Origin of the sequence: uncultured Allobaculum sp., assembly GCF_948576815.1 — a bacterium.
Taxonomy (GTDB): Bacteria; Bacillota_I; Bacilli_A; order Erysipelotrichales; family Erysipelotrichaceae; genus Allobaculum; species Allobaculum fili.
On the sequence record NZ_CAPAEZ010000031.1, the window covers coordinates 1 to 22,081 of the forward strand.

Below are 22,081 nucleotides of genomic sequence, written 5' to 3' on the forward strand. Positions count from 1 at the left end.
TTGGAATAGGTTGACTCTAAAAAAATTGTCCACTTTCTGGGGTACAGTTTAAAATGCCTTGCAGATTTTAGAAAAGCTCGCCTTTTCAATAGGTAAAAGGCGATGAACGCAAAAAAAGCCGAGAGGAAAACAATATTCCTTTCGGCTTGAATCTGCACGGACATCATCCATTTTTACCAGAAACTGTTTTTCCGTTCTGGGACAGACGACCTGTTATTAAACATTTAAAAGTATGGGGAAAACTAGTTTTCCAGGAATTCGAACTCGTAGCCTTCGAGTTCCACCACGTCGCCGTCTTCCGCGCCGGCTTCGCGCAAATGCTTATCGATGCCAAGGAAGCGCATCTGATTGGCGAAGTTGTAGAAGTCCTCATCTGTATTGAGCTTGTCGAGATTGAAGTTTTTCTTGATGAGCGGTCCATAGACTTTGTAGCGTCCAGGAGCCGCCTGCTCGATCGTAAAGGGCTTCTCTTTTTCGGCGAACGTATACGTAACGCCCTGATCCTGCTCGTTTTCGTCGAGGACCGGGAAAACCGGCGTCGTCTCGAGCAGATCGGCCGCTTTGCGCAGTACCGGATCCAGGCCTTCGTGAATGAGGGTCATCGTCTCAAAGACTTCGAGATCCGGATAGGCTTCCTTGAAGCGGCGCAGATTTTCCTGTGCATGTTCTTCGTCCATTTTATTGGCGACCACAATCTGCGGGCGTTCAAGCAGACGCAGATGGTAGTTTTCGAGTTCCTTGTTGATATTGGCGTAATCCTGTACCGGATCACGGCCTTCTTCGCCGCCCATGTCGATGACATGAATGATAACGCGGCAGCGTTCGATATGACGAAGGAACTGATGGCCAAGGCCCTTTCCTTCGCTGGCGCCGTCAATCAGCCCTGGCAGGTCCGCCATGACAAAGCTGCGGCCGTCCTTGGTCTGGACTACGCCGACGTTTGGCGTAATGGTCGTAAACGGATAATCGCCGATTTCCGGGCGGGCACGCGATACAGCGTCCAGGAATGTAGATTTGCCGACCGACGGATAGCCGACGAGGCCGACATCCGCAAGGGTGCGCAGTTCGACGATGACATCGAATTCTTCACCTTCCTTGCCCGGCTCCGCATAGCGCGGGGCGACGTTGCGGGACGATTTAAATCGCGAGTTTCCGCGTCCGCCCTGGCCGCCTTTCGCGACAACCTGCTGCTGATGGGCTTCCGTCAGATCGGCCAGAATCTGGCCGGTATCGGCACGCTTGACGATTGTGCCGAGCGGCACTTTAACAATACGATCGCAGGCGTTGGCGCCGTGCATCCGCTTGTTCTTTCCCTTCTCCCCTTCCTGGGCACGGATAATCCGGTTGAAACGCAGATCCAGAAGGGTGACCATACCGGGATCGGCTTCAAAGATGACGCTGCCGCCATTTCCTCCGTCTCCTCCGAAAGGACCTCCATTGGCAATATATTTTTCGTGTTTGAACGACACGAGTCCATCGCCGCCCTTACCGGCTTTGACGTGAACTTTGACCTGATCTACAAACATGCTGGTACCTCACTCTCCTGATCATCATATTTCATACATGAAAAAAGAGCCTTGGACAGGCTCAATTTAATGTTTGCTTAGTCAACTGGGTAAACAGAAACTTTCTTTCTTGTTTTGCCGAGTCTTTCGTATTTAACAACGCCGTCAACTGTAGCGAAGAGCGTATCGTCGCCGCCTCTGCCTACATTTGTTCCGGGATGAATTTTAGTTCCGCGCTGACGGTAGATGACAGCACCGGCCAGACATTTCTGTCCGTCTGCGAGTTTCGCACCAAGGCGTTTGGAGTGCGAATCACGGCCGTTCTTTGTCGAACCTACACCTTTTTTGGAAGCGAAGAACTGAAGGTCCATATTAAAACGCATGATTTTACCTCTTTCTCTTCGGATGATTGAAATATAAAGCTGCACGTTAATCCGTTCCCAGCTGGATGTGCTTTGGATACGTCTGCGCCATGCACTGAAGCTGAAGCGCAACCATGTCCAGAGCCGTCTGCAGTTTCTCACTGCTCGTCTGAACATCGATGAGAATGCGGTTGTCTTCGCAGACAAGCCGGCAGGCTTCTGGGAACATTTCGTCGATCGCGTTTAATGCGGATATGGAAATGGCTGATACGCCGCAGCACACCAGGTCTTCTCCGTATGGAGCCGACAGAGCGTGTCCGGTAATCTTAATTTCCTGAATATCCGTGCCGCGCCGAGCAATACGGATCCGAATCATTAAGCCTGAATGGATTCGATTTTAACGCGCGTATAGGGCTGTCTGTGACCCTGTTTTCTGCGTGTGGAAGATTTTTTCGGGCGGTATTTCACGATCGTGATTTTCTTGCCTTTGCCCTGTTTTTCAACCACGCCGGTTACAACGGCGCCCTCCACGAAGGGTTTGCCGATTTTTCCGTCTGCGTACAGAACTTTGTCGAATGTTACGGTTTCACCTTCCTGAGCGTTCAGTTTTTCTACCCAGATTACGGATCCGTCTTCAACCTTGATCTGTTTTCCGCCGGTTTCGATAATTGCGTACATAGATGGTCTCCTTTCCGATTCTTGATACTCGCCATGAAGGCGGGCTTGTCGCCGCTTTAAAGCCTCTTCTGTGCGGTTGCAAGTCGTGAAGACTGCAACAGACATATATTAATGATTCCTTATGTCCGCGTCAAGTAGGTAAATTGAGCCTTTAGGCAAAGGCGAATTGCTTTTTTGGCATTGGCCGCGAAGCCAGCCGCCGAAAGGGTTTTCGTTTCTTTTTTGGATTCAGCATCCTGATTTTTGAGTTTTTTTCTGCTTGATTCTTCTTAGTTCTGCCTTTCGTTATCTGTTTGTACCGGCTCGAATCGTTTCAGACCGGTACGACTCATTGGCTCAGCGCCGTCGGACTGGACCAGAACTGAGCGGCAGAAAGTGGAGTTCAAAAATCGCCATGGACCCTTCCCTTCGCTGATCCATCCTGCCCTGGGCGACCACAAACGCACCGTCTTTCAAATCGTCCTGCGCTCTGGCATACGTCGTGGGCATGACAGCGCCTTCCATCTGTCCGGTATCGTCATCGAGCGTAACGTAAGCCATCGTATCGCCTTTCTTCGTCTTATGCAGGTGGATGCGGGAAATCATGGCGCAGATGCGTAGGCTCGTACCACCTTTGAGACGGCCTGCAGCCGCAATCGATACGAGGGATCGATCCGATGCGCGAACGCCTTCTGCCGGATGCGGGCCGCTCAGAAAGCCGAGCACGTCCTTTTCGTGAACGATTCGTCTGGCTGGATCGACGGGAAGTCTGGCGACGATCGGCGCGGAAACGCCGGCCAGACGCCACCCGCCGCCTTCGGGATCCAGCATGGCCAGATCGCCCAGACGAAGAATTTCTTCCAGCGCGGCTTCCAGACTCTCGCGGTTGATGCCCATTTCATCAAAGGCACCGGCCCGAACGAGGCTGACGATCTGCTCGTCCTTGATTTTCAGTGCGGAAAGACGCAGCACCGACATGACCGGATCCGTAAAGGGGCCATGTTCCTGGCGTTCCTGTTCAATCTTTTCAGCCTGCTGTCTCGAAAACGTACGGACCTGCGTAAGCGGAATCCGAAGCGCGTTGCCTTCGATCTGATAACGGGTACCGGAGCGGTTGAGCGATACTGGCAAAACGCGAATGTGCCGATGGGCGGCTTCGCCCAAAATGCTGGCGAGTTTGGCACCGGACTTGCCCGTGTAATCGAGCAGGACCTGATAAAACGACAGCGGGTAATGGGTTTTCAGCCACGCCATCTGGTAAACGATCAGACCGTACGCGTACGAATGCGACTTGTTGAAGCCGTAGTCCGCAAACTGTTCCATGATTTCAAATATTTTGTCAGCCTGTTCGGCTTCAATTCCCTGCTTCTGCGCCCCTTCTACAAAGCGGCTTTTCCAGGCTTCCATCGTTTCGCGTTTTTTCTTGGACATCGCCTTTCGCAAAATGTCCGCCTGCGCCAGAGTAAATCCGCCCAGAATTCTTGCGGCTTCCATAATCTGCTCCTGATACAGGAAAATGCCGCCGGTTTCGGCCAGAATCGGATCGATCAGCGGATGGATCGACTGTCTGGCCCGCGGGTTGAAACGGGCGTTCAGATACGTATCGATGCTTTTCATCGGGCCCGGTCGATACAGCGCCAGAATGGCGGCAATATCTTCAAAGCGTTCCGGCTTGAAGCGCAAAATGAGCTGACGAATGCCAGAACTTTCCAGCTGAAAGACGCCCAGCGTATCGCCGGTGCGCAGCAGCGCATACACTTGCGGATCGTTTAAAGGCAGATGGAGCGGTTCGATCACCGGACCGTTCTGGCGCTGAATTTCCTGCAGGATTTCTTCGATCATGCTTAAGTTGCGCAGCGCCAGAAAGTCGAATTTGATCAGACCAATTTCTTCGAGATGTTCCATCGAAAACTGAACGGCAGGGACGCTGCTGCCGTCGTCCATCATCGGTGCCTGTTCGGTAATCACATCCCGCGCCAGCACAATACCGCCGGCATGAATGGACGTATGTCTTGGAAAGCCTTCAATGGCGCAGGCGGCGTGATACAGCTTTTTGAGCGAGGGCGAATTCTCTACCAGCGAAGAAAACGCGCGGCTTTGTGCATAGACCGACGGCAGCGTTTCGTTTGGCATCGTCGCCGCAATCGCCGTCAGCTTATCCGCTTCCCGTACGCCAAGACCTAATGCCTTCGCGCAGTCGCGCAAAGCGGCACGCGCTTTTAATCGGGAGAAAGTCACGATATGGGCGACATGGCCTTTTCCATAGACGGACTGTACGTATTCGATCACTTCATCGCGGCGGTTATCCGGAAAGTCGGTATCGATATCCGGCATGGAAATACGCTCCGGATTAAGAAAACGTTCAAAGAGCAATCCGGACTGAATCGGGTCAACGTGCGAAATGCCCAGCACCCACGAAACGAGCGATCCGGCCGCGCTGCCTCGTCCGGGACCGACGAGAATTTTGCGGGAACGCGCTTCGCGAATGAAGTCCCATACGATTAAAAAATAGTCCGCAAACCCCATGGACAAAATGACATTCAGCTCATGATCAAGCCGCTCGCGATACACTTGCGCGTTGACCGTTTTTCCCTGCAGCCGCTTTTTCAGACCGGCCAGACACAGCTCGCGCAAGTAGTCTTCACTGCTCAGATTTACCTTGTTGACAAACTGCGGCAGACTTGCTTTGGGCAGACGGTAGTCTTCAATTCGGGCGGCAATCGTTTCCGTGGCTTTGAGATCGTCCGCGTCGTAGAGCGATTCCATTTCGTCTTCTGTTCGCCAGTAGCGGCCGCTTCGTACCCGAATGTCGGGATGGTCGATCACTTTCTGCTGATTGATCGCCTGCAGAAGGCGCAGGGTGCGCTCATCTTCCGGTTTTTCGTATTCAATCCGGCTGAGCGCAACGGTCGGGATCCCTTTGAATTGGGCACGCTTTTTGAGCTGTTCATCTTTCTGACGGAAATACGGTGAATCGTGAATCGACATTGCGATATAGAGATCGTCCGGATCCAGGACAAAGGATTTGAGCGTATCGAGCAGTTCATCCAGAAGGTCTTCATTTGGCTCATGAGCGAGCGTTTCGAACACGTCGTCGCCGCCTGCGTTCATGAGAATACAGCCGTCGACATACGCCTTCATATCGTCGAGTTCAAGCGGCGTCGAGTCAGACATCAGTCGGGTAGAAAGCAGATAAAGCGAATGCAGACCCTGTCCGTTTTTGGCCAGCAGCAAAAAGGAAATCGGCTGATTTTTCCAGTTTGTCTCGACTTCCAGTCCAATGATCGGCTTGAGTCCGGCTTCTTTTGCGGCATGCACAAAAGACATCGTCGCAAACATCGAACGATGATCGGTCAGGGCCACAGCCGTCTGATGATTTTCCTTGGCGAGGCGAATGATGTCGTCAATATCGAGAACCGCCTCGAGCAGCGAATAGCGTGATCGCGTATGAAGATGAATCATAGACCTAGTTTACCATTTCTCAAGAACTCCACAAAAAGGCGGCTATTCCCGCCTGCCGAACGGATATGCTGGCCAGAACGGACGCCGGACAGAGTGCTTCGCAAAAGCCTGTCGAAAGCCGACACAACGGCGTGAAAAAAGGCTGTCCGCTCTGAGTTTTCCCAGGTCGGACAGCCGAATTTTCGCTTGAATTTTGTATTTGAAATCTCCTGATCCCGTTTCTGGAATCGTTCGATTCCCATATTGCATCTAGTCTTTGGAAAGCGAAAGTCTGCGCAGCTGCTGCGTGATCGTTTCCACGTCGGCAGCGGTAAGATTCTTAACGCCGCAGGCGTTTTTATGACCGCCGCCATGCCATTCGTTGGCCAGCGCGTCGACCGCGATCGAGCGCGAACGCAGCGAACCGCGATAATGCACGCCGTCAGATTCCTCAGTAAAGAGCGCCCAGATTTCCACGCCATCCAGATTGCCCATGATGTTGACCACCGATTTGGCGTCTTCAAAAGGCAGTCCGATGGACAGGTAGTCTTCCCGGCTCATCACCGCAATCGCCAGACGATCGAGTACGCAAAGTTTCGAAAGCACCTTGCCTTCATAGACGCTGCGCGAAACGGTTTTGGAATAGAGATTCAGCGCCGCTTTCTGCACGCTTGCGCCCTGGCCGACCAGCCACGCTGCGGCTTCAAACGTCGCCGGACTGACGTTGGGCAACGTAAAGCGCTGGGTATCGGACATCAGAGCTTCCATGAAATGCTGGGCAGCCTTAGGCGTCAGCGTTTCGCCATGCTTTTTAAGAATATCGACTGCGGTCTGAGCAGCGGCCGCCGATTTTTCATCGACGTAATCAAGATCGCCGTAGTCTTCGAGCTGAATGTGGTGGTCAATACGGGCAATCTTTTTTGCCCGGGTAAAGCGAAGATCATCCACACGCTCGCCGGTCGCGGTATCGCACAGAAGCGCTAAAGACTGTTCCATCTGTGCATCGCTGATCGAATCCATGCCCTCCTGGCTCCCCGCCATGAGGATCGTCTTGTCTGGATAGCGTGCTTTTAAAAACTCAGCCATACCCATCTGCGTACCCAGGGCGTCGGGGTCCGGAAAAAAATGATGGAATACGACGATCGACTCTGCCTGATCAAATGCGTCAAACAGAGGCTGTACTTCTTTATTCAGCGGCAAGATTTTTGTAGGCGTCGCGGGCAATCATGACTTCTTCATCTGTCGGAATGACATACACGTCCATGGAAGAGTCATCTGCAGAAATTTTCACTTCCTTGCCGCGGCAGTTGTTGGCTTCGTGATCGAGTTTTACACCCAGAGCAGCGAGACCGTCGATGATGGCTTCACGGGTTGTGATGGAGTTTTCGCCAATGCCTCCCGCAAACAGAATGGCATCTGCGCCGCCCATCAGGGCATAGTAGCCGCCTACGGTTTCAATAACGCGGTCATCGAAAATCTTGCTGGCGAGTTTTGCGCGTTCGTTGCCTTCCTTGGCTGCGTTTTCGATATCGCGGCTGTCGGAAGATACGCCGGATACGCCAAGCAGACCGGATTTCTTGTTGAGGATATTGTCGACTTCCTGTGCAGTCAGGTTATGACGCTGCATCAGAACGCCTGGGATGGCTGGATCGATGTCGCCGGAACGGGTACCCATTTCGATACCGGCCAGCGGAGTCAGACCCATGGACGTCTTGAAGGATTTGCCGTCTTTAACCGCGGTGATGGAACCGCCGTTTCCGAGGTGGCAGGTGATGATCTGAACGTCTTCCGGCTTCTTGCCAGTGATTTCGGCATAGCGCTGCGTCAGATACTTGTGGCTTGTTCCGTGGAAGCCGTAGCGGCGGATTTTATCTTCTTCGTAGTATTCGTAAGGAATCGGGTAGATGAAGTTTTCTGCCGGCATCGTCTGATGGAAGGCTGTATCAAAAACAAAAGTCTGGCTGGCATCGGGGAGCAGTTTGGAGAAGGATTTGTATCCTACAAGACCTGCCGGGTTGTGCAGCGGTGCAAGGGGGATACACTCTTCGACTTTTTCAACCGCATCGGTGCTGGCTTCAACGGAATCCGAGTAGAATTCGCCGCCGTGTACGATACGATGGCCAACGGCTTTGATATCATCGAGGGAATTTACAACGTGGTGCTCGAGCAGAGCGTCAACGAGCATGCGTACTGCAGCTTCGTGATCCGGGATATCGCAGGTGGTGGTGTATTTCTGACCGTCCACGGTAATGGAGAACACTCCATCGTTTAAACCAATACGTTCAACAAGTCCTTTGGCGAGAACTTTTTCTTCCGGCATTTCATAAACCTGGAATTTCAGGGAAGAGCTGCCGGCATTGACTGACATAACAATTGCCATTTTAAAAATCTCCTTTTCTCTAGGTTTCGCTTCTTTCAGTGTACAACCTTTTTCATCCGCAGATGAATCCCTGTGATTTCCGTCCTAGAAATTGAAATATTTACCGCAATTACGGAAAACGAAGGGAGACTTGCTGCGCGGTTTCGAACGATCGAAAAACCGCTTGTGTATAAGCGATTGGCTTTTCTGGTCACTCGAGCAGGTGGACCGGCACCGCGGACCTCCAGTACGTCGAGCGCAAATTTTGCAAAGACAATTCAAAACCGAAACAAAACGGATTTCGAAAAAAAGGCAGAGGCTTTTCTTCCTCTGCCGTAGTTCTGAATGGATCCATGTCTGGACGCGCAGGCGGGAGCCGGCTGCAGGCATAGATGGATTTTTTAATCGGACGCGCCGATCGCTTCGAGCTTTTCTTCGAGCACTCTGGCTTCGGGATGGTCCGCGATATAGTCGTTAATAATTTTTCGATACGCCAGAAGATGGAGCTTTTCTTCGTACTGCTCCATGGCGCTTACCCCTTTTTGAAGGGCGTCATACACCGCCGCTTTGGAAATGCCGAGATTTTCCCGGATTTCCGAAAGCGAAAAGTCTTCCTGGAAATAAAGCGAAAGCACTTCCTGCTGTCTGGGCGAAAGCAGGAGGCTGTACAGATCAAACAGATCGTTGGCTTCAAGATGCGAAATCATGTTCGACTAGTCTTCCAGTCCTTTGGTGATGCCGATCAGATAGGAAGACAGATCGAACGGGCGCAGATCTTCCGGTTTTTCACCCAGTCCGAGGAAACGGACCGGCAGACCGAGCTGATCGCGGATCGCCATAACGACGCCGCCTTTTGCGGTACCATCCATTTTGGTCAGGATAATACCCGTTACCGGGGTGACCTCCATGAATTCCTTCGCCTGCGAAATGCCGTTCTGTCCGGTTGTCGCATCGAGAACGAGCCACGTTTCGTGCGGGGCGCCTTCGATTTCGCGTCCGGCAACACGGCTCATCTTTTCGAGCTCTTTCATCAGATTCGTCTTGTTCTGAAGGCGGCCGGCGGTATCGCAGATCAGCACATCGATCTGGTTGTCTTTTGCGTAGCGGCAACCGTCTACAATAACACTGGCCGGATCCTGCTTTTCCTTGCCGGCGATGCACGGGGCGTTCAGCCGTTCGGCCCAGATTTCAATCTGTTCGACTGCCCCGGCACGGAACGTATCGGCGGCTGCTGCAGCCACCGTCTTTCCGGTTTCCTGGAAGAAGTTGATCAGCTTTGCGGTTGTGGTCGTTTTTCCCGATCCGTTGACGCCAACCATCAGGATGACGGTCGGACCGTTTTCGTTGAAGTGCCACGGTTCTTCTTTTTCCGGGTTGTAGAAATCGTAAAGAATCTGAATCAGGTAGTCTTCCATGGAATCGTAGTTTTTGATTTCCTTGGAACGGGCTTCAAATTCGTCCACGATTTTCTGTGCGGTGTGAATGCCCATGTCGCTTTCGAGCAGGATGATCATGATCTCTTCGAGAAGTTCATCGTTGATGCCATGAAAGCTGTTGGACAGCGCGCGGATCCGGTCGCCGAAGCTTTTCCGGCTTTTGGAAAGCCCGCTGAGGTATTTGTCCTTGTCTTTGGAACGGACAAACTTGGATTTCAGTTTTTCAAAAAAGGCCATGCCAAGCCCTCCTTCTCCGGCTAGAGTTCCGGTTCATACTTTTTTTCAGTGATTTTTTCTGGTGATTTCTGGTTCTTTGCTGCTATATCCAATGCGCTTAAGCCTGCGTTGGTTCGCCTGCTGCTCCAGCTGCGTCCTTGAGCTGAACTTTGAGCACCTGGCTGACGCCGTCTTTTTGCATGGTAATGCCAAAGAGCGTGTCGCACTGCTCCATCGTTCCCGGACGGTGCGTTACGGTAATGAACTGCGACTGGTCCTTGAAGCGCTTGAGGTAGCGAGCGAAGCGTTCTACATTGGCCTGGTCAAGGGCCGCTTCCGCTTCGTCAAAAATACATAAAGGTACGGTTCTAGCTTTTAATATAGCAAACAGCACCGAGATCGCAATCAGCGCCTTTTCCCCGCCGGAGAACGTCTGCAGATTCTTGACGGATTTTCCAGGGGGCTGTACATCGACATCGACGCCGCTTTCTAACAGGTTATCCGGTTCGCAGAGAACGAGCCGGCAGCGGCCGCCGCCAAACATGGACTGGAACACTTCATCGAGACAGCCGTTGATGCGGTCGAACATGTCCTTGAACTGGGTGATCATGGTCTGATCCATTTCATCGACGGCGCCGAGAATCTGTTCGCTGGCGGATATGAGCTCTTCCATCTGCGATGTAAGGAACTCATAGCGTTCCCGCACTTCCTTGAGCTGTTCGGGCGCTTCGAGGTTCACGCTGCCCAGCGCGACGATCTGCGAGCGCAGTTTCTTGACCTGCGCTCTGGCCGACACGGGTTCGATCGGCTGCATTTTCGCTTTTGCGGCTTCAAACGTCAGCGAATAATCCGAACCAAGACGGAGCAGATCCTGTTCAAGACGGGTCTGAATACGGGCGAGTTCGGACTGCACTTTCGATGTTTTTTCCATCAGACTCGTCAGCTCGCGTCTGGCGTTTCGCAGCGTTTCGCTGGCTCTGGCGCTCTGTTCGTGCAGAGCGGTTTTCTTTTCCTGGTCCATGCGAATCTGCGCGTTGAGCTCATCGGACTTCGCGTGAAGGGCCGAAATGCGTTCAACAAGTTCGGTCGCCGCATCCGCGCCGGTTTCTTCATCCAGAACCGGATCGAGATTGAGCTGGGCGATTTGTCTCTGGAGCGATTCGTATTTTTCCTTTTTGACCTGCACGATGCTGGCGAGCTTTTCCTGCTCGATTTTCATCTGAAGCAGTTCACTGCCCATCTGCGACGTCTGCGCCTGCGCCTGATCGAATTCTCTTTGCAAATCGCCAAGCGCTTCCCTGCGCGCTGCGATTTCATCGAGCAGACGTTCCTTTTCCTTTTTCAGAGCCGGAATCGGGTTGACGTTTGGACGAAGCGATCCGCCGGTCATGGCACCGCCCGCGTGAACGACGTCGCCGCCAAGCGTAACGATCTTAACCGACTGACGCAGCGCCCGGGCGGCCTGGTTGGCTTCTTCCAGACTGGAGGCAATCAGAATATTGCCCAGCAGGCGGTCGCGCAGCGCTTCATAGCGCGGTTCGCATCGAACGAAGCGGCTGGCTTCGCCGAGAATGCCGTGCTGCTTAATGGCGATCGAGCGCTGCCAGTCCTGCAGATACCTTCCCTTGCATACCGAAAGCGGCAGGAACGTCGCCCGGCCTGCGCCGGAGCGTTTCAGCCAGCCGATGGCCCGACGGGCATCGCTGTCGCTTTCCACAACAATCTGTTCGTTTGCGGAACCGAGCGCGACAGAAATCGCGTTCATGTATTCGTCGTCGCATTCGAGCAGATCCTGCACGAGACCGCAAATGCCGGAAAGGCGGGAGGCATTGTGCATAACGGCCTGTACGCCATGGTTACGATAAGGCGGATGAGCCAGACGGGATTCGACACCGGCGAGCTGGTTCTGAAGCGAATGAATCTCGTTTTCGATGCGGCGGCTTTCTTCGACCAGACGACGGCTTTCGCCTAATGCCTTCTGCTGGTGACTTTCCCGGGTCTGCGTATCGAGTTTCATAGCCGCCAGTCTTCGCCGGCGGTCTTCGTATTCGTATTTGGCTTCTGAAAACAGTTCGAGAAGCGACTGGGCTCTGGCCTGCTTGTCCGCAGAAGAGAGCGAAATTTTGCGCCGCTCATCCAGAATGGCTTTCTGCTTGTTTAAGGAAACCGACTCTTCCATGACGCGGGCCAGCTCGTTCTGCAGATTCACGAGTCTTGCGTCGGTATGCCGGATTTCCTCCTGCAGTGCTTCCATCTGCTGATCCGCTTCCATACTGATGCGGTTCTGTTCATTCTGACGGGTCTGCATGCGCTCAAGCGCAGCTTTCTGTTCCAGTTCCTTTTCCTTGTTTTCTTCGATCTGCATCGCCAGAAGCGAAATCTCGATATCCGCAAGTTCCTTCTTGCAGGCCAGATACTGTTCCGCTTTCTCAGCCTGACGTTCGAGCGTCTTCATCTGAGACGCGCAAGAATCAACCTGATCCTGTACACGTTCCAGATTGGCTTTGACGTTTTCGAGCTTGGCCAGCGAAATCTTTTTGCGCTTTTTGTATTTGGCTACACCGGCCGCTTCTTCAAAAAGCAGACGGCGTTCTTCCGGCCGTGCATCCGCAAAAGAAGAAATGTTGCCCTGCGAAATAATGGAAAGAGAATCTCTTCCCAGGCCGGTATCCATAACCAGATCCTGAATATCCTTCAGACGGCAGGGCGTTTTGTTGATCCAGTTGGAAATTTCCGAGGATCCGCGCTGAATCTGTCTGGTGATCTCAATTTCTTCATAGGGGGAATCAAAGATTTTCTGCGAGTTGTCGAAGACGAGCGTAACCCGGGCAATGTTGACCGGCTTGCGGCTCTGGCTTCCCGCGAAAATCATTTCATTCAGGCTGGATCCGGAACGCAGTGATTTAGCAGACTGCTCGCCTAACGCAAAGCGAACGGCATCGGTGATGTTGCTCTTTCCGCAGCCGTTTGGACCGACGATGCCGGTCAGCGGTTCTTCAAAGTTCAGAACGCTTCGATTGGCAAAGCTTTTGTATCCGCTTAGTTCAATCCGTTTTAAGAACATTGGCGCCCTCCTTTTCCTGAATGCCTATTTTCTCATTAGTGGGCCCTCTTTTCAAATCTGCCTTGCCTATGCGAAAAACGCACTGCCTGTCGTCTTATCCAGCGTGAAGACATCCGCTGGAGAAACGATGATCCACATATGATGATCCATATATATGGAACGAAAGACCGGAAGCGGGCAACCAGACGCCGCAAATCAAGAGGTACATGCTTCAGGCAGAAGAAGGGATCAAAGACACCCCTTCCAGTCTGTATTTCTGACGTTTTCCAAAGGACAGGTCTTACATCTGGTTTTAATATCTAGATTACAGTAGAATAAAAACTAGTTAGAGAGCCTCTGCAAACCCGGCTGCACCGGCCTGCACGCTTCTCCATTTTTCGAAAGGAGTTTCCGTATGGAATCTGTTCTTCATTCTTCTCTGCCCAATCCCAATCTTTCCGATCAGCCGGAAGAGCCAAACCATAAACCCAAAATGAGCCGCCGCCTGATGAAAGATACGTTTCATCTCAGCTTTGGCGAGGAAGTCGGCAACGCCGTGAGCCATGGCGTGATGATGTTTCTTCTCCTGTTTGCGATGCCCGTTCTTTCCGTCATCGCCTGGCAGAAAGCGGGCTGGCTGGGAACGGTCGGCATCGGCATTTACCTGATCTGCATGATCTTCATGTTTGGCGGAAGCTGTCTCTATCACATCATGCCCTACGATACGACCTGGAAAATGGTCTTTCGAAAACTGGATCACATCTCGATTTTGTTAGCGATCGCGGGGACGTATACGCCCATCTGTCTGGTTCTGCTTGGCGGTCCAGTCGGCTACGCCATTCTCGCACTGGAATGGATTCTGGCCATTGCAGGCATTCTTCTCAAAAGCATTTCCAAATACTCCCATCCGGCGATTTCCATGACGCTCTACATGTTAATGGGATGGATGGCGATCTTCGTTCTGCCACTGGTCTGGATGAAATGCGGTCCCGTCTTTGTGCTTCTGATTGCGGGCGGCGGCATTTTCTATACCATCGGCGCCTTCTTCTACGCCCGGAAGAAACCGTATGCCCATTTTGTCTGGCATCTGATGATTGCTGCGGCAGCAATTCTTCACCTTTGCGCCATTATGATTTATCTTTAATTGACAAATTCCTCCTCGTGTTCATGGAACAGATGACAGGTCCGGTTTTTGATGTCAAAATGAAGAAAATCTGACCGTTCTTGTGGGAACCGGTCTTAAGAAAGGTGATTTTATGGCTTTATCTACACTTCCTCTTGGACAGCTGATTACGAATTTTGTTCAGGGCAAGAGCGAAAAAAACGCGAAGCTCCTTTACGAGGGCTTTCCCAAATCAAACTATTACATCATTCTGACCGAGGCCCCGAAGCCTGCCGATCTCAGCAATCCGGACTTTCTGGACACTGCCCCGCTCGACCTCATCGACTTTCAATCTTCCAAAGGCAGCATTGTGCCGGTGTTCACCGACAAGGACGAACTGGGAAAACAGAAACTTTCCCGTCACGCGATTCAGATCAGCTTCCAGGGACTGCTGAAGCTGCTGCGTGCGCATAAGGAAATCGGCTTCCTGCTCTTCAATCCGGAAGGCACGCCGATCACCTTTGATAAGGAAAGCTTCCTTGGCTCCTTCCAGGAAGCCAGAGTCAGCTCCCATACCGATACCATCGAAGCCGGTGTAGCCGTTTCCTTCTTTGAAGATGTCCATGAAGCAAAACCGGAAGCCGTTCTCTCTCTGGCCAAAACAGCCGCTTTAGATCCAGATATCGCCCGTCTCTGGCTGGTACGTACGCAGGAAGAAGGACAGCCTGAAGGCTGGGGCGTTGTCGCGGATATCGATTCCGGCGACCTTAACAAGACGATTCCCGTTGCTTCGGCTTTTCTGAGCGTTCAGAAAGCCGGTCCAATGCGCGCCTTTCTGGCCGATGACGAACTCGTTTCCAAAGTCGTGGAAACATTCAAACCCGTTTACATTCGTAAATAAACCTTCAAAGGGCGGCAGCAGATCGCAAAATCTGCTGCCGCCCTTTTTGATATGGACAAATGATTCAGAAAGTTTTTCTAGCCTGAATTTGGCTGAGAATTGGTTTCCACTTCCTATTACAGGAAGAAGTTTACGATATCGTTCCAGGTGGCGAAGATGAGCAGTCCGAAGAGAAGAACATAGCTTCCCAGAATGGCCCATTCGAACGCCTTGCGCGGCATCTTTTTCCGGAAGAGCTTTTCAAACAGGAGGATGAAAATGCGTCCTCCATCCAGAGCGGGCAGCGGGAGCAGGTTGAAGATGCCGACGTTCAGGGAGATCAGCGCGCAAAGAGCGATATACGGCATCCAGCCATAGCTGACAATCTGATCGGTCATTTTGTAAATGCCGACCGGACCGGAGAGAGATTCCGTTCCTTTGCCCTGCGCAAGGTTGCCCAGCGAGCGGAAGATCAGCATGGTATTGTCCCAGAGTTCATCCCAGGCGTAGCCGATGCATTCCAGACCATGGACTTCTTTGAACGAAGCTGCCGCGGAAAAGCCAAGAAGATAGGAGCGGCTTTCTTCGTTTAACTGCGGTGTCATTTTCAGTTCCACTTCCTGATTGTCCCGCAATACGGTGTAGACGGATTCGCCGTGATTGTAGACGAGAAACTCCGTAACATCATCGAGTTCTTTTGGTTCAACTGTGCTGCCGTCTTCGGCCGTAATTTTGACGATGCGATCGCCTGGCTGCAGACCGCCTTCCTGCGCGGGGGAGTTTTCAAAGACTTCCGCAACGACTGGCTCAGTCGGCATTGGAACATAACCGCGCACGCCGATGAACACCGCCATAAGACAGAGAGCCAGAACGATGTTCATCGTCACACCGGCAAGAAGGACGATGACCTGCTGCCAGGCGGGACGATGATCGAGTTTCTGTTCAGGCGGAACTTTCGCGTTCCAGTCTTCCTCTTCATCCGCTTCTTTTTCTTTCGTCTTATCATCCGAAAGCACGGGGATTTCCTGTTTTAATTCATCGGATGCTTCGGAATAGTCTGCATCGACGACTTCCCTGGCGTCGTCTTCGGCTTCTTCCGCCTCCGGGTATTCGCCCGTATCGGAAGCGATGCTCACATAGCCGCCCAGCGGAATGGCACGAATGGAAAAGATCGTATTTTTGCCTTTTCTCTGGTAAATGGCCGGACCCATGCCGATGGAAAATTCGTGACAGTGAATGCCAAAAGCTCTCGCTGCCAGAAAGTGGCCCAGCTCATGAATAATAACGATTAGCCCGAGCATGAAAATAAATGCAAGCAGGCTGATCAGGACATTGATCATATGGATTCCTTTCTAAAACGTGAATCGAAAAACGCGCCAATACGAAAGGTACAGGCGCGTTGATTATATCCAATAAATCTTAAAGAAAGCTGTAGAGAATCCCAAATAACAGGAAATTCATCAGCAGAGAATCGACCCGGTCGAGCACGCCGCCATGTCCTGGAAGCAGGGAGGAAAAATCCTTGATGCGATAGTGGCGCTTGAAAACCGAGAAGCAGAGATCGCCCAGTTCGGCGAAAACCGGAGCGAGAATGCAGACGGCAAGATTCAGGCCAAAATTAAGGCCCTTCACATAGAACAGGCTGACCAGGAAGGAAAGCAGAAAGCCAAACACCCAGCCGCCAAAGAGGCCTTCCCAGGTCTTCTTCGGAGAAACGCGCTCAATCATCTTATGCCTGCCAAAGAACCGGCCCGCAAAGTAGGCACCGGTATCGCTGCCGTACGTAGCCAGAACGACGGTCCACAAGTAGGACGGCTGATCCATGAAAAACTGCATGCAGAGATACGCCATTCCAAAAATGACGAGAAACGCGAGGGTTGCAAAACAGTTTGTTTCATCAAAGCTCTTCACAAAAACAGGGAGTGCCCAGATCAGCAGAATCATCGGCATGACGTAGGTATACAGAACGCGAGAGCCAAAATAGCCAATTGCCCAGGGTAGTCCCAAAACCCAGAGAATGGAAATTGCGGTTACGGGAATTCCCCATTTTTTATAGTTTTTCAGGCAATGGAGCCATTCATAGGCACCGGCGCCGACAATGAAGACGGCAAGAATCTGCAGAGCCGTTCCGCCAGCCAGAATGGGATAGAGAACGACCGCTATAATCGCAATAGCCGTCAGAATTCTAGTTTTCATCGACCAGTCCTCCAAAGCGGCGGCTGCGGTGCGCGAATTCTTTCAGGCATTCATCGAGTGCAGCTTCATCAAAATCCGGCCATGCGATCGGCGTAAAAATCATTTCCGCGTATGCGATCTGCCAGAGCAGGAAGTTCGAGATACGCACTTCCCCGCTCGTGCGAATCAGAAGATCGATATCTTCTGGAACGAAAAGATAGGAAGAAAATTCTTCTTCGCTCAGATCGTTTTTCCGTTCGCCTTCAGCGACTTCATCGGCATACTTCTGCATCCCAAGTAACATTTCGCGGCGGCTTCCGTAATTAATCGCCAGACAGAGTTCCATACCCTTGTTGTGGCTGGTCTGCCGTACGGCTTTTTCAATGACATCCCGGGTATTCTGGGGGAAGCGTTCAATTTCTCCCGCAAACGTTACGCGAATGTCGTTGTCCATGAGTTCCTGAATGAATCTGGAGAAAAACATTCCCGGCAGCTTGCATAAATAGGAGACTTCATCTTCCGGTCTTTTCCAGTTTTCCGTGGAGAAGGCATACAGAATCAGTTTTTCGACACCGCGTCTCTGTGCTTCGAGCGCGATATCGCGTACCCGGTCCGCTCCTTTTTTGTGACCGGCGGTTCTGGGCAGTCCGCGGGACTTAGCCCATCGCCCATTACCATCCATGATAATGGCGACCGTCTTTGGAATGTTTTCCATAGTTCGTTCCTCTTTTACATAATCGAAAAACAGTCACAGCCGGCAGTTTCCGGCTGTGCTGTTTCTTTTAAAAAAGCCCATAGCGGGCTTTTTGAATGGGTTTCTAAATGTTTAGCCGAGCAGATCTTTTTCTTTAGCGTCTGCGAGCGTATCGACTTTCTTCACGTATTTGTCCGTGAGTTTCTGGCAGTCGTCGAGCCATTCCTTCTGGATATCTTCGGAAATTTCCTTGTCTTTCTTGATCTTGTCGTTGGCATCGCGGCGGATGTTGCGCAGATTGACTTTGGCCTGGTCTGCGTATTTCTTCGCTTCTTTCGCGAGTTCTTTACGACGATCGGTTGTCAGAGGCGGCACGTTGATGCGGATGCAGTCGGCTTCAGCCTGCGGGGTAACGCCAAGGTTGGCAGCGGAAATGGCATGGTTGATGCCTTTGACCATGGAACGGTCGTATGGCTTAACCACGAGCTGCGTTCCTTCGAGAACGGAGATCTTTGCCATCTGGTTGATCGGTGTCATTTCGCCGTAATAATCTACGCGAACGCGATCGAGCATGGACGCGGAAGCGCGGCCGGTACGGATGGTTTTGAGGTTATTTTCAAAGTTTTCAATGACTTCATCCATTTCCAGTTCAGCCATTTCAAGATACTGGTTTTCCATATTTTTCTCCTTATTACTTAGGCGGATCAGAACTTCTGATCCAGAGCGTTGGGCAAATGGGTCTCTAGCGGGTGATGGTTGTTCCGTCTACTTCGCCGAGAACCGCTTTTTCAATGTTGCCCGGTTCATTCATGTTGAAGACAACAAGATCAATGTCATTATCCATGCACATGGAAATGGCGGTCGAATCCATGACTTTCAGATCTTTGTTGAGCAGATCGAGATAGGTCAGATGATCGTAGCGTTTGGCGTCCGGGTTCTTTTTCGGGTCGCTGTCATAAACACCGTCCACACCGTTTTTCGCCATCAGAATGACATCGGCATCAATTTCGCTTGCGCGAAGAGCAGCCGTTGTATCGGTCGAGAAATACGGCGATCCGGTTCCGGCACCGAAAATAACGACACGGCCTTTTTCGAGATGACGCAGAGCACGGCGCAGGATGAATGGCTCAGCCACTTTCTGCATTTCGACTGCAGTCTGCACGCGGGTATCTACGCCTTCGTTTTCCAGCGCATTCTGGACAGCCAGCGCGTTGATGACCGTTCCCAGCATCCCCATATAATCGGCCTGCGCACGGTTCATTCCCATATCCTGAATCTGTTTGCCGCGGATGAAGTTTCCGCCTCCCACGACAATTGCGAGTTCGACGCCTGTTTCTTTAACAGCCTTGAGTTCCTTCGCCAGCGTTTTCAGAATCGCCGGGTCCAGGTTGATGTCTTTTGAGGACAGCGCTTCACCGCTCAATTTAAGCAAAACACGTTTATACATTGGTTTATCGGTCCTTTTCATTCCCGTACATTATACATGAGGCTTGGTCAAAAAAATAGAAACGGCCATTGCGTGCAGACCATTCCCGGCTCTCCTTTTCTTCGCAGGATTTTTCCTGTTTTCTGCTGGGAAAATGACACCGTTTCTTTCCAAACTCATCCTGTCTGAATCAGGAAATTTCATTGCACACAGGATTGATTAAAAATTCCCGATTCCTTTTCTAACATTTTTGAAAATCCGTTGATTCCCTTTTCGGGCAATTCAATAATGGAAACAGTTTTCGTCTGCCCTCGTTCTGGTCAGAGAGCGGCCAGAATCCAGAAGAAGCAGCCGAAAACCGGTATCCGGAATTTCCGGACCGATTTTCCCTTTGCTTTTCAGGGAAAGAAAGGAAATCCTTATGATTCAGCTTTGCGATGTAACAAAGACCTTTGGCAATAAAACCGCTGTGGATCACTGCACCGCAGAAATTCCCGCCGGATCGATCACGGGCTTTATCGGTCCAAACGGCGCGGGCAAAACAACCACCCTCAACATGATCACCGGAATTCTCCATTCCGATGAAGGTACCATTCTCATCGACGGAATCGACATTTCCAAAGAGCCAGAAGAGGCTAAGAAGAAACTGTCGTTCGTTCCCGATTCCCCTGACCTCTTCTTGCGGCTCAGCGGTATGGAATATATCGAAATGATGGCCGCCATTTACGAAGTGGATCCGGAAACAGCGAAAAAGCGAACCGAAGAGCTCGCCGCCGAATTTGAAATGACAGACGCGCTCTCGCAGAAAATTGCCTCCTATTCCCACGGCATGCGTCAGAAAACCATTCTGATCGGCGCTCTCGTCTCCAATCCGGACAACTGGATTCTCGACGAACCGATGACCGGTCTGGATCCGACGTCTTCCTTTTTGTTAAAGAAGAAAATGAAAGAACATGCCGCAAACGGAAATACGGTCCTGTTCTCTACCCACGTTCTGGAAGTCGCAGAAAAACTGTGTGACAAAATTCTGATGATCAAGAGCGGTCAGATCGTGTATGACGGAACGCTCGAGGCGCTCCGCGATCTGTATCCGGATCGTTCGCTGGAAGAAATCTTCCTGGAGGTTACCGCCGATGCATAAGATGCTGGTACTGACGAAATATCTGCTCAAAGGTACCTTCTCTTCCACAAAGAACAATTTCTTCGGCAAAAAATTTCTGACCGGGCTTGGCGCAGCTGTTCTGATGGTGCTGCTTGCACTTGGTATAGCTGTGCAGTTTGGCGTGATCTATCAGATGGGTTTTGTGAAGATGGCCGTTCAGATGACATTCTTCTTTACCGCCATCCTCTGTATGGTCCAGCTGCTCTACATGTTTCCTTCCATCTTCTACTTTTCGCAGGATGCGCGTTTTCTCCTTCCGCTTCCGCTGAAACCCTGGCAGATTGTCGGAGCGAAAACGATCGTTGTCTTCCTGTCTGTCCTTCCTTTCGCCGTCGTGATCGGTCTTGGAAGCATTGGGGCAGCTGCCTTCCTGCACGCGCTGTCGATTGGACAGATTCTGGCCATGGCCCTGTCCATGGTTCTGAGTCTGCTTTCTATGGTCTTTATCCTGGGACTGATTATCCTGCTTGTGATGCGGTTCCTTCCGTTCTTTCACAATAAGGATGTATTCAATCTGATCTTCGGTGCAGTCAGCATCATCTTTGCGATCGCCATCAGCATGTCTTCCATGTATGCCGGTCAGATCGGTGCACAGACCGATAACGTTATGGCGATTCTCACGAACAATCCGGAAATGTTTTCCATGGGAAGCAACATCATCTTTCAGACAAACTGGTCGGTTTCCTTCATTCTTGACGGATCCTTCCTCTCGCTGCTCTGGCTGCTTCTTTGCACCGTCATCAGCGCGCTGGCTTTCGCCTGGTGCGCTGATCGGTTCTATCTGCCCGCCGTCATGAGCTCGCAGGCTTCATCCTCTTCCGTTCAGAAAAAGAAAGCCATCTTTTCGAGAAAGAAGCAGACCGCATTTCGTCAGCTGCTCAAAACCGATCTGAAAAATCTTCTGCGCTCGCCGACCTATCTGATCAACTGCGTCTTTTCTTCCTTCCTTGGTCCGATCATTATTCTGATCGTGATTCTGAACAATCCGTCGATTGCAGAACTGATGGATATGGCGAAGCAGGTAAATATCGCTTCTCTCGACCTGTCCATGCAGATTGGCCTGCCGATTCTGGCCGCTTCGGTTCTTGTTCTCTTCAGCGGAGACATGAACATGATTGCCGCCACGGCGATTACCCGGGAAGGGCAGCGCGGCGTGGACTGGATGAAAAGCATTCCGGTACCCTTCCTGACCCAGATTCATGTCAAACTGGTGACCGCCTATCTGTTTACCTTCTTTCCAACGCTCCTTTATCTCGTTTTGATTCACTACATGATCAGCATCCCCTTCTGGATGGACATTCTGTTCATTCTGACCTCGGCTCTGGTTTCCATTCCTGCCTGCCAGTCGGGTGCGATTGTAGACCTTCTCTTTCCCAGACTGAACTGGAGTACCGAATACGAAGCGCTCAAAAACAACTGGTCGGCTGCCGGCCTCATTATGGCGAACATGATTCTGTCCATTGCCTATATCGCACTCATCCTTCTCTGCTTTGAATTTTTATGGGTTCCGACACTCCTCACAGTCATTGGCATCATTGTGCTGATCTTCCTGTATGAAGCCTGGATGAAACGCATCATTCAGAAGAAATACTAGAATTCTACAATTTGCGGGCTGTTCAAAAG

At 51.5% G+C, this 22,081-nt stretch carries 19 protein-coding genes and 1 other annotated feature; of the genes, 4 read left to right on the forward strand and 15 right to left on the reverse strand.

From position 1 onward, the window contains the following. Nucleotides 1-242 precede the first annotated feature (242 nt). The 10 genes from obgE to Q2J39_RS05810 all read right to left on the reverse strand — a co-directional run bounded on the left by obgE (nt 243) and on the right by Q2J39_RS05810 (nt 13,040). Complete coding sequence (gene obgE / locus Q2J39_RS05765) at nt 243-1,526, reverse strand: GTPase ObgE (protein ID WP_230266640.1); 1,284 nt, start codon at nt 1,524-1,526, stop codon at nt 243-245. A 77-nt stretch (nt 1,527-1,603) separates the two neighbouring features. Continuing rightward, nucleotides 1,604-1,888, reverse strand: a complete 285-nt coding sequence (rpmA, locus tag Q2J39_RS05770) for a 50S ribosomal protein L27 (protein ID WP_230266639.1) — start codon at nt 1,886-1,888, stop codon at nt 1,604-1,606. A 46-nt stretch (nt 1,889-1,934) separates the two neighbouring features. Beyond that, entirely contained in the window at nt 1,935-2,243 is a 309-nt protein-coding gene (locus Q2J39_RS05775) for a ribosomal-processing cysteine protease Prp (RefSeq protein WP_230266638.1), read from the reverse strand. After that, on the reverse strand, nt 2,243-2,545 hold the full coding sequence (gene rplU, locus Q2J39_RS05780; RefSeq protein ID WP_230266637.1) for a 50S ribosomal protein L21: 303 nt from the start codon (nt 2,543-2,545) through the stop codon (nt 2,243-2,245). The genes Q2J39_RS05775 and rplU overlap by 1 nt, the downstream gene beginning before the upstream one ends. 14 nt (nt 2,546-2,559) lie before the next feature. Further along, nucleotides 2,560-2,633 (reverse strand) — a sequence feature (ribosomal protein L21 leader region). Nucleotides 2,634-2,881: 248 nt separating this feature from the next. Next, on the reverse strand, nt 2,882-5,986 hold the full coding sequence (locus Q2J39_RS05785; RefSeq protein ID WP_288339404.1) for a DNA polymerase III subunit alpha: 3,105 nt from the start codon (nt 5,984-5,986) through the stop codon (nt 2,882-2,884). Nucleotides 5,987-6,235: 249 nt separating this feature from the next. Continuing rightward, nucleotides 6,236-7,165 (reverse strand): bifunctional oligoribonuclease/PAP phosphatase NrnA, encoded by a 930-nt coding sequence (locus Q2J39_RS05790; RefSeq protein ID WP_230266635.1) that lies wholly within the window; start codon nt 7,163-7,165, stop codon nt 6,236-6,238. Next, nucleotides 7,152-8,345, reverse strand: a complete 1,194-nt coding sequence (locus Q2J39_RS05795) for an acetate/propionate family kinase (protein ID WP_288339401.1) — start codon at nt 8,343-8,345, stop codon at nt 7,152-7,154. The genes Q2J39_RS05790 and Q2J39_RS05795 overlap by 14 nt, the downstream gene beginning before the upstream one ends. A 380-nt stretch (nt 8,346-8,725) precedes the next feature. Next, a complete protein-coding gene (ylxM, locus tag Q2J39_RS05800) occupies nt 8,726-9,031 on the reverse strand; it encodes a YlxM family DNA-binding protein (protein ID WP_230266633.1) in 306 nt (101 codons plus the stop codon). Nucleotides 9,032-9,037: 6 nt separating this feature from the next. Further along, entirely contained in the window at nt 9,038-9,997 is a 960-nt protein-coding gene (ftsY, locus tag Q2J39_RS05805) for a signal recognition particle-docking protein FtsY (protein WP_230266632.1), read from the reverse strand. Between the two features lie 97 nt (nt 9,998-10,094). Then, on the reverse strand, nt 10,095-13,040 hold the full coding sequence (locus Q2J39_RS05810) for an AAA family ATPase (protein WP_288339398.1): 2,946 nt from the start codon (nt 13,038-13,040) through the stop codon (nt 10,095-10,097). A gap of 394 nt (nt 13,041-13,434) precedes the next feature. Between Q2J39_RS05810 and Q2J39_RS05815 the strand changes: the two genes are divergently transcribed. Then, nucleotides 13,435-14,163, forward strand: a complete 729-nt coding sequence (locus Q2J39_RS05815; protein ID WP_230266630.1) for a hemolysin III family protein — start codon at nt 13,435-13,437, stop codon at nt 14,161-14,163. 112 nt (nt 14,164-14,275) lie between these two features. Continuing rightward, nucleotides 14,276-15,022 carry an SseB family protein gene (locus Q2J39_RS05820; protein WP_288339395.1) on the forward strand — a complete coding sequence of 249 codons (747 nt, stop codon included), beginning with the start codon at nt 14,276-14,278 and terminating at the stop codon, nt 15,020-15,022. Between the two features lie 116 nt (nt 15,023-15,138). Here Q2J39_RS05820 and Q2J39_RS05825 read toward each other — a convergent pair whose 3' ends face one another. The 5 genes from Q2J39_RS05825 to pyrH all read right to left on the reverse strand — a co-directional run bounded on the left by Q2J39_RS05825 (nt 15,139) and on the right by pyrH (nt 19,317). Continuing rightward, complete coding sequence (locus tag Q2J39_RS05825; protein ID WP_288339393.1) at nt 15,139-16,341, reverse strand: RIP metalloprotease; 1,203 nt, start codon at nt 16,339-16,341, stop codon at nt 15,139-15,141. 79 nt (nt 16,342-16,420) lie between these two features. Continuing rightward, the gene (locus tag Q2J39_RS05830) at nt 16,421-17,197 is read right to left on the reverse strand and encodes a phosphatidate cytidylyltransferase (protein WP_230266627.1); all 777 of its coding nucleotides are present in this window, start codon (nt 17,195-17,197) and stop codon (nt 16,421-16,423) included. Then, entirely contained in the window at nt 17,187-17,924 is a 738-nt protein-coding gene (locus Q2J39_RS05835; RefSeq protein ID WP_288339410.1) for an isoprenyl transferase, read from the reverse strand. The genes Q2J39_RS05830 and Q2J39_RS05835 overlap by 11 nt, the downstream gene beginning before the upstream one ends. A 78-nt stretch (nt 17,925-18,002) precedes the next feature. Next, nucleotides 18,003-18,548, reverse strand: coding sequence for a ribosome recycling factor (frr, locus tag Q2J39_RS05840; RefSeq protein WP_230266625.1), 546 nt, complete (start codon nt 18,546-18,548; stop codon nt 18,003-18,005). A gap of 64 nt (nt 18,549-18,612) precedes the next feature. Continuing rightward, nucleotides 18,613-19,317 carry a UMP kinase gene (gene pyrH / locus Q2J39_RS05845; RefSeq protein WP_230266624.1) on the reverse strand — a complete coding sequence of 235 codons (705 nt, stop codon included), beginning with the start codon at nt 19,315-19,317 and terminating at the stop codon, nt 18,613-18,615. Between the two features lie 400 nt (nt 19,318-19,717). Between pyrH and Q2J39_RS05850 the strand changes: the two genes are divergently transcribed. Both Q2J39_RS05850 and Q2J39_RS05855 read left to right on the forward strand, forming a co-directional pair. Continuing rightward, complete coding sequence (locus Q2J39_RS05850) at nt 19,718-20,437, forward strand: ABC transporter ATP-binding protein (RefSeq protein WP_288339390.1); 720 nt, start codon at nt 19,718-19,720, stop codon at nt 20,435-20,437. After that, nucleotides 20,430-22,052 carry a hypothetical protein gene (locus tag Q2J39_RS05855; RefSeq protein ID WP_288339388.1) on the forward strand — a complete coding sequence of 541 codons (1,623 nt, stop codon included), beginning with the start codon at nt 20,430-20,432 and terminating at the stop codon, nt 22,050-22,052. Before Q2J39_RS05850 ends, Q2J39_RS05855 begins: the two co-directional genes overlap by 8 nt. The last annotated feature ends 29 nt before the right edge of the window (nt 22,053-22,081 follow it).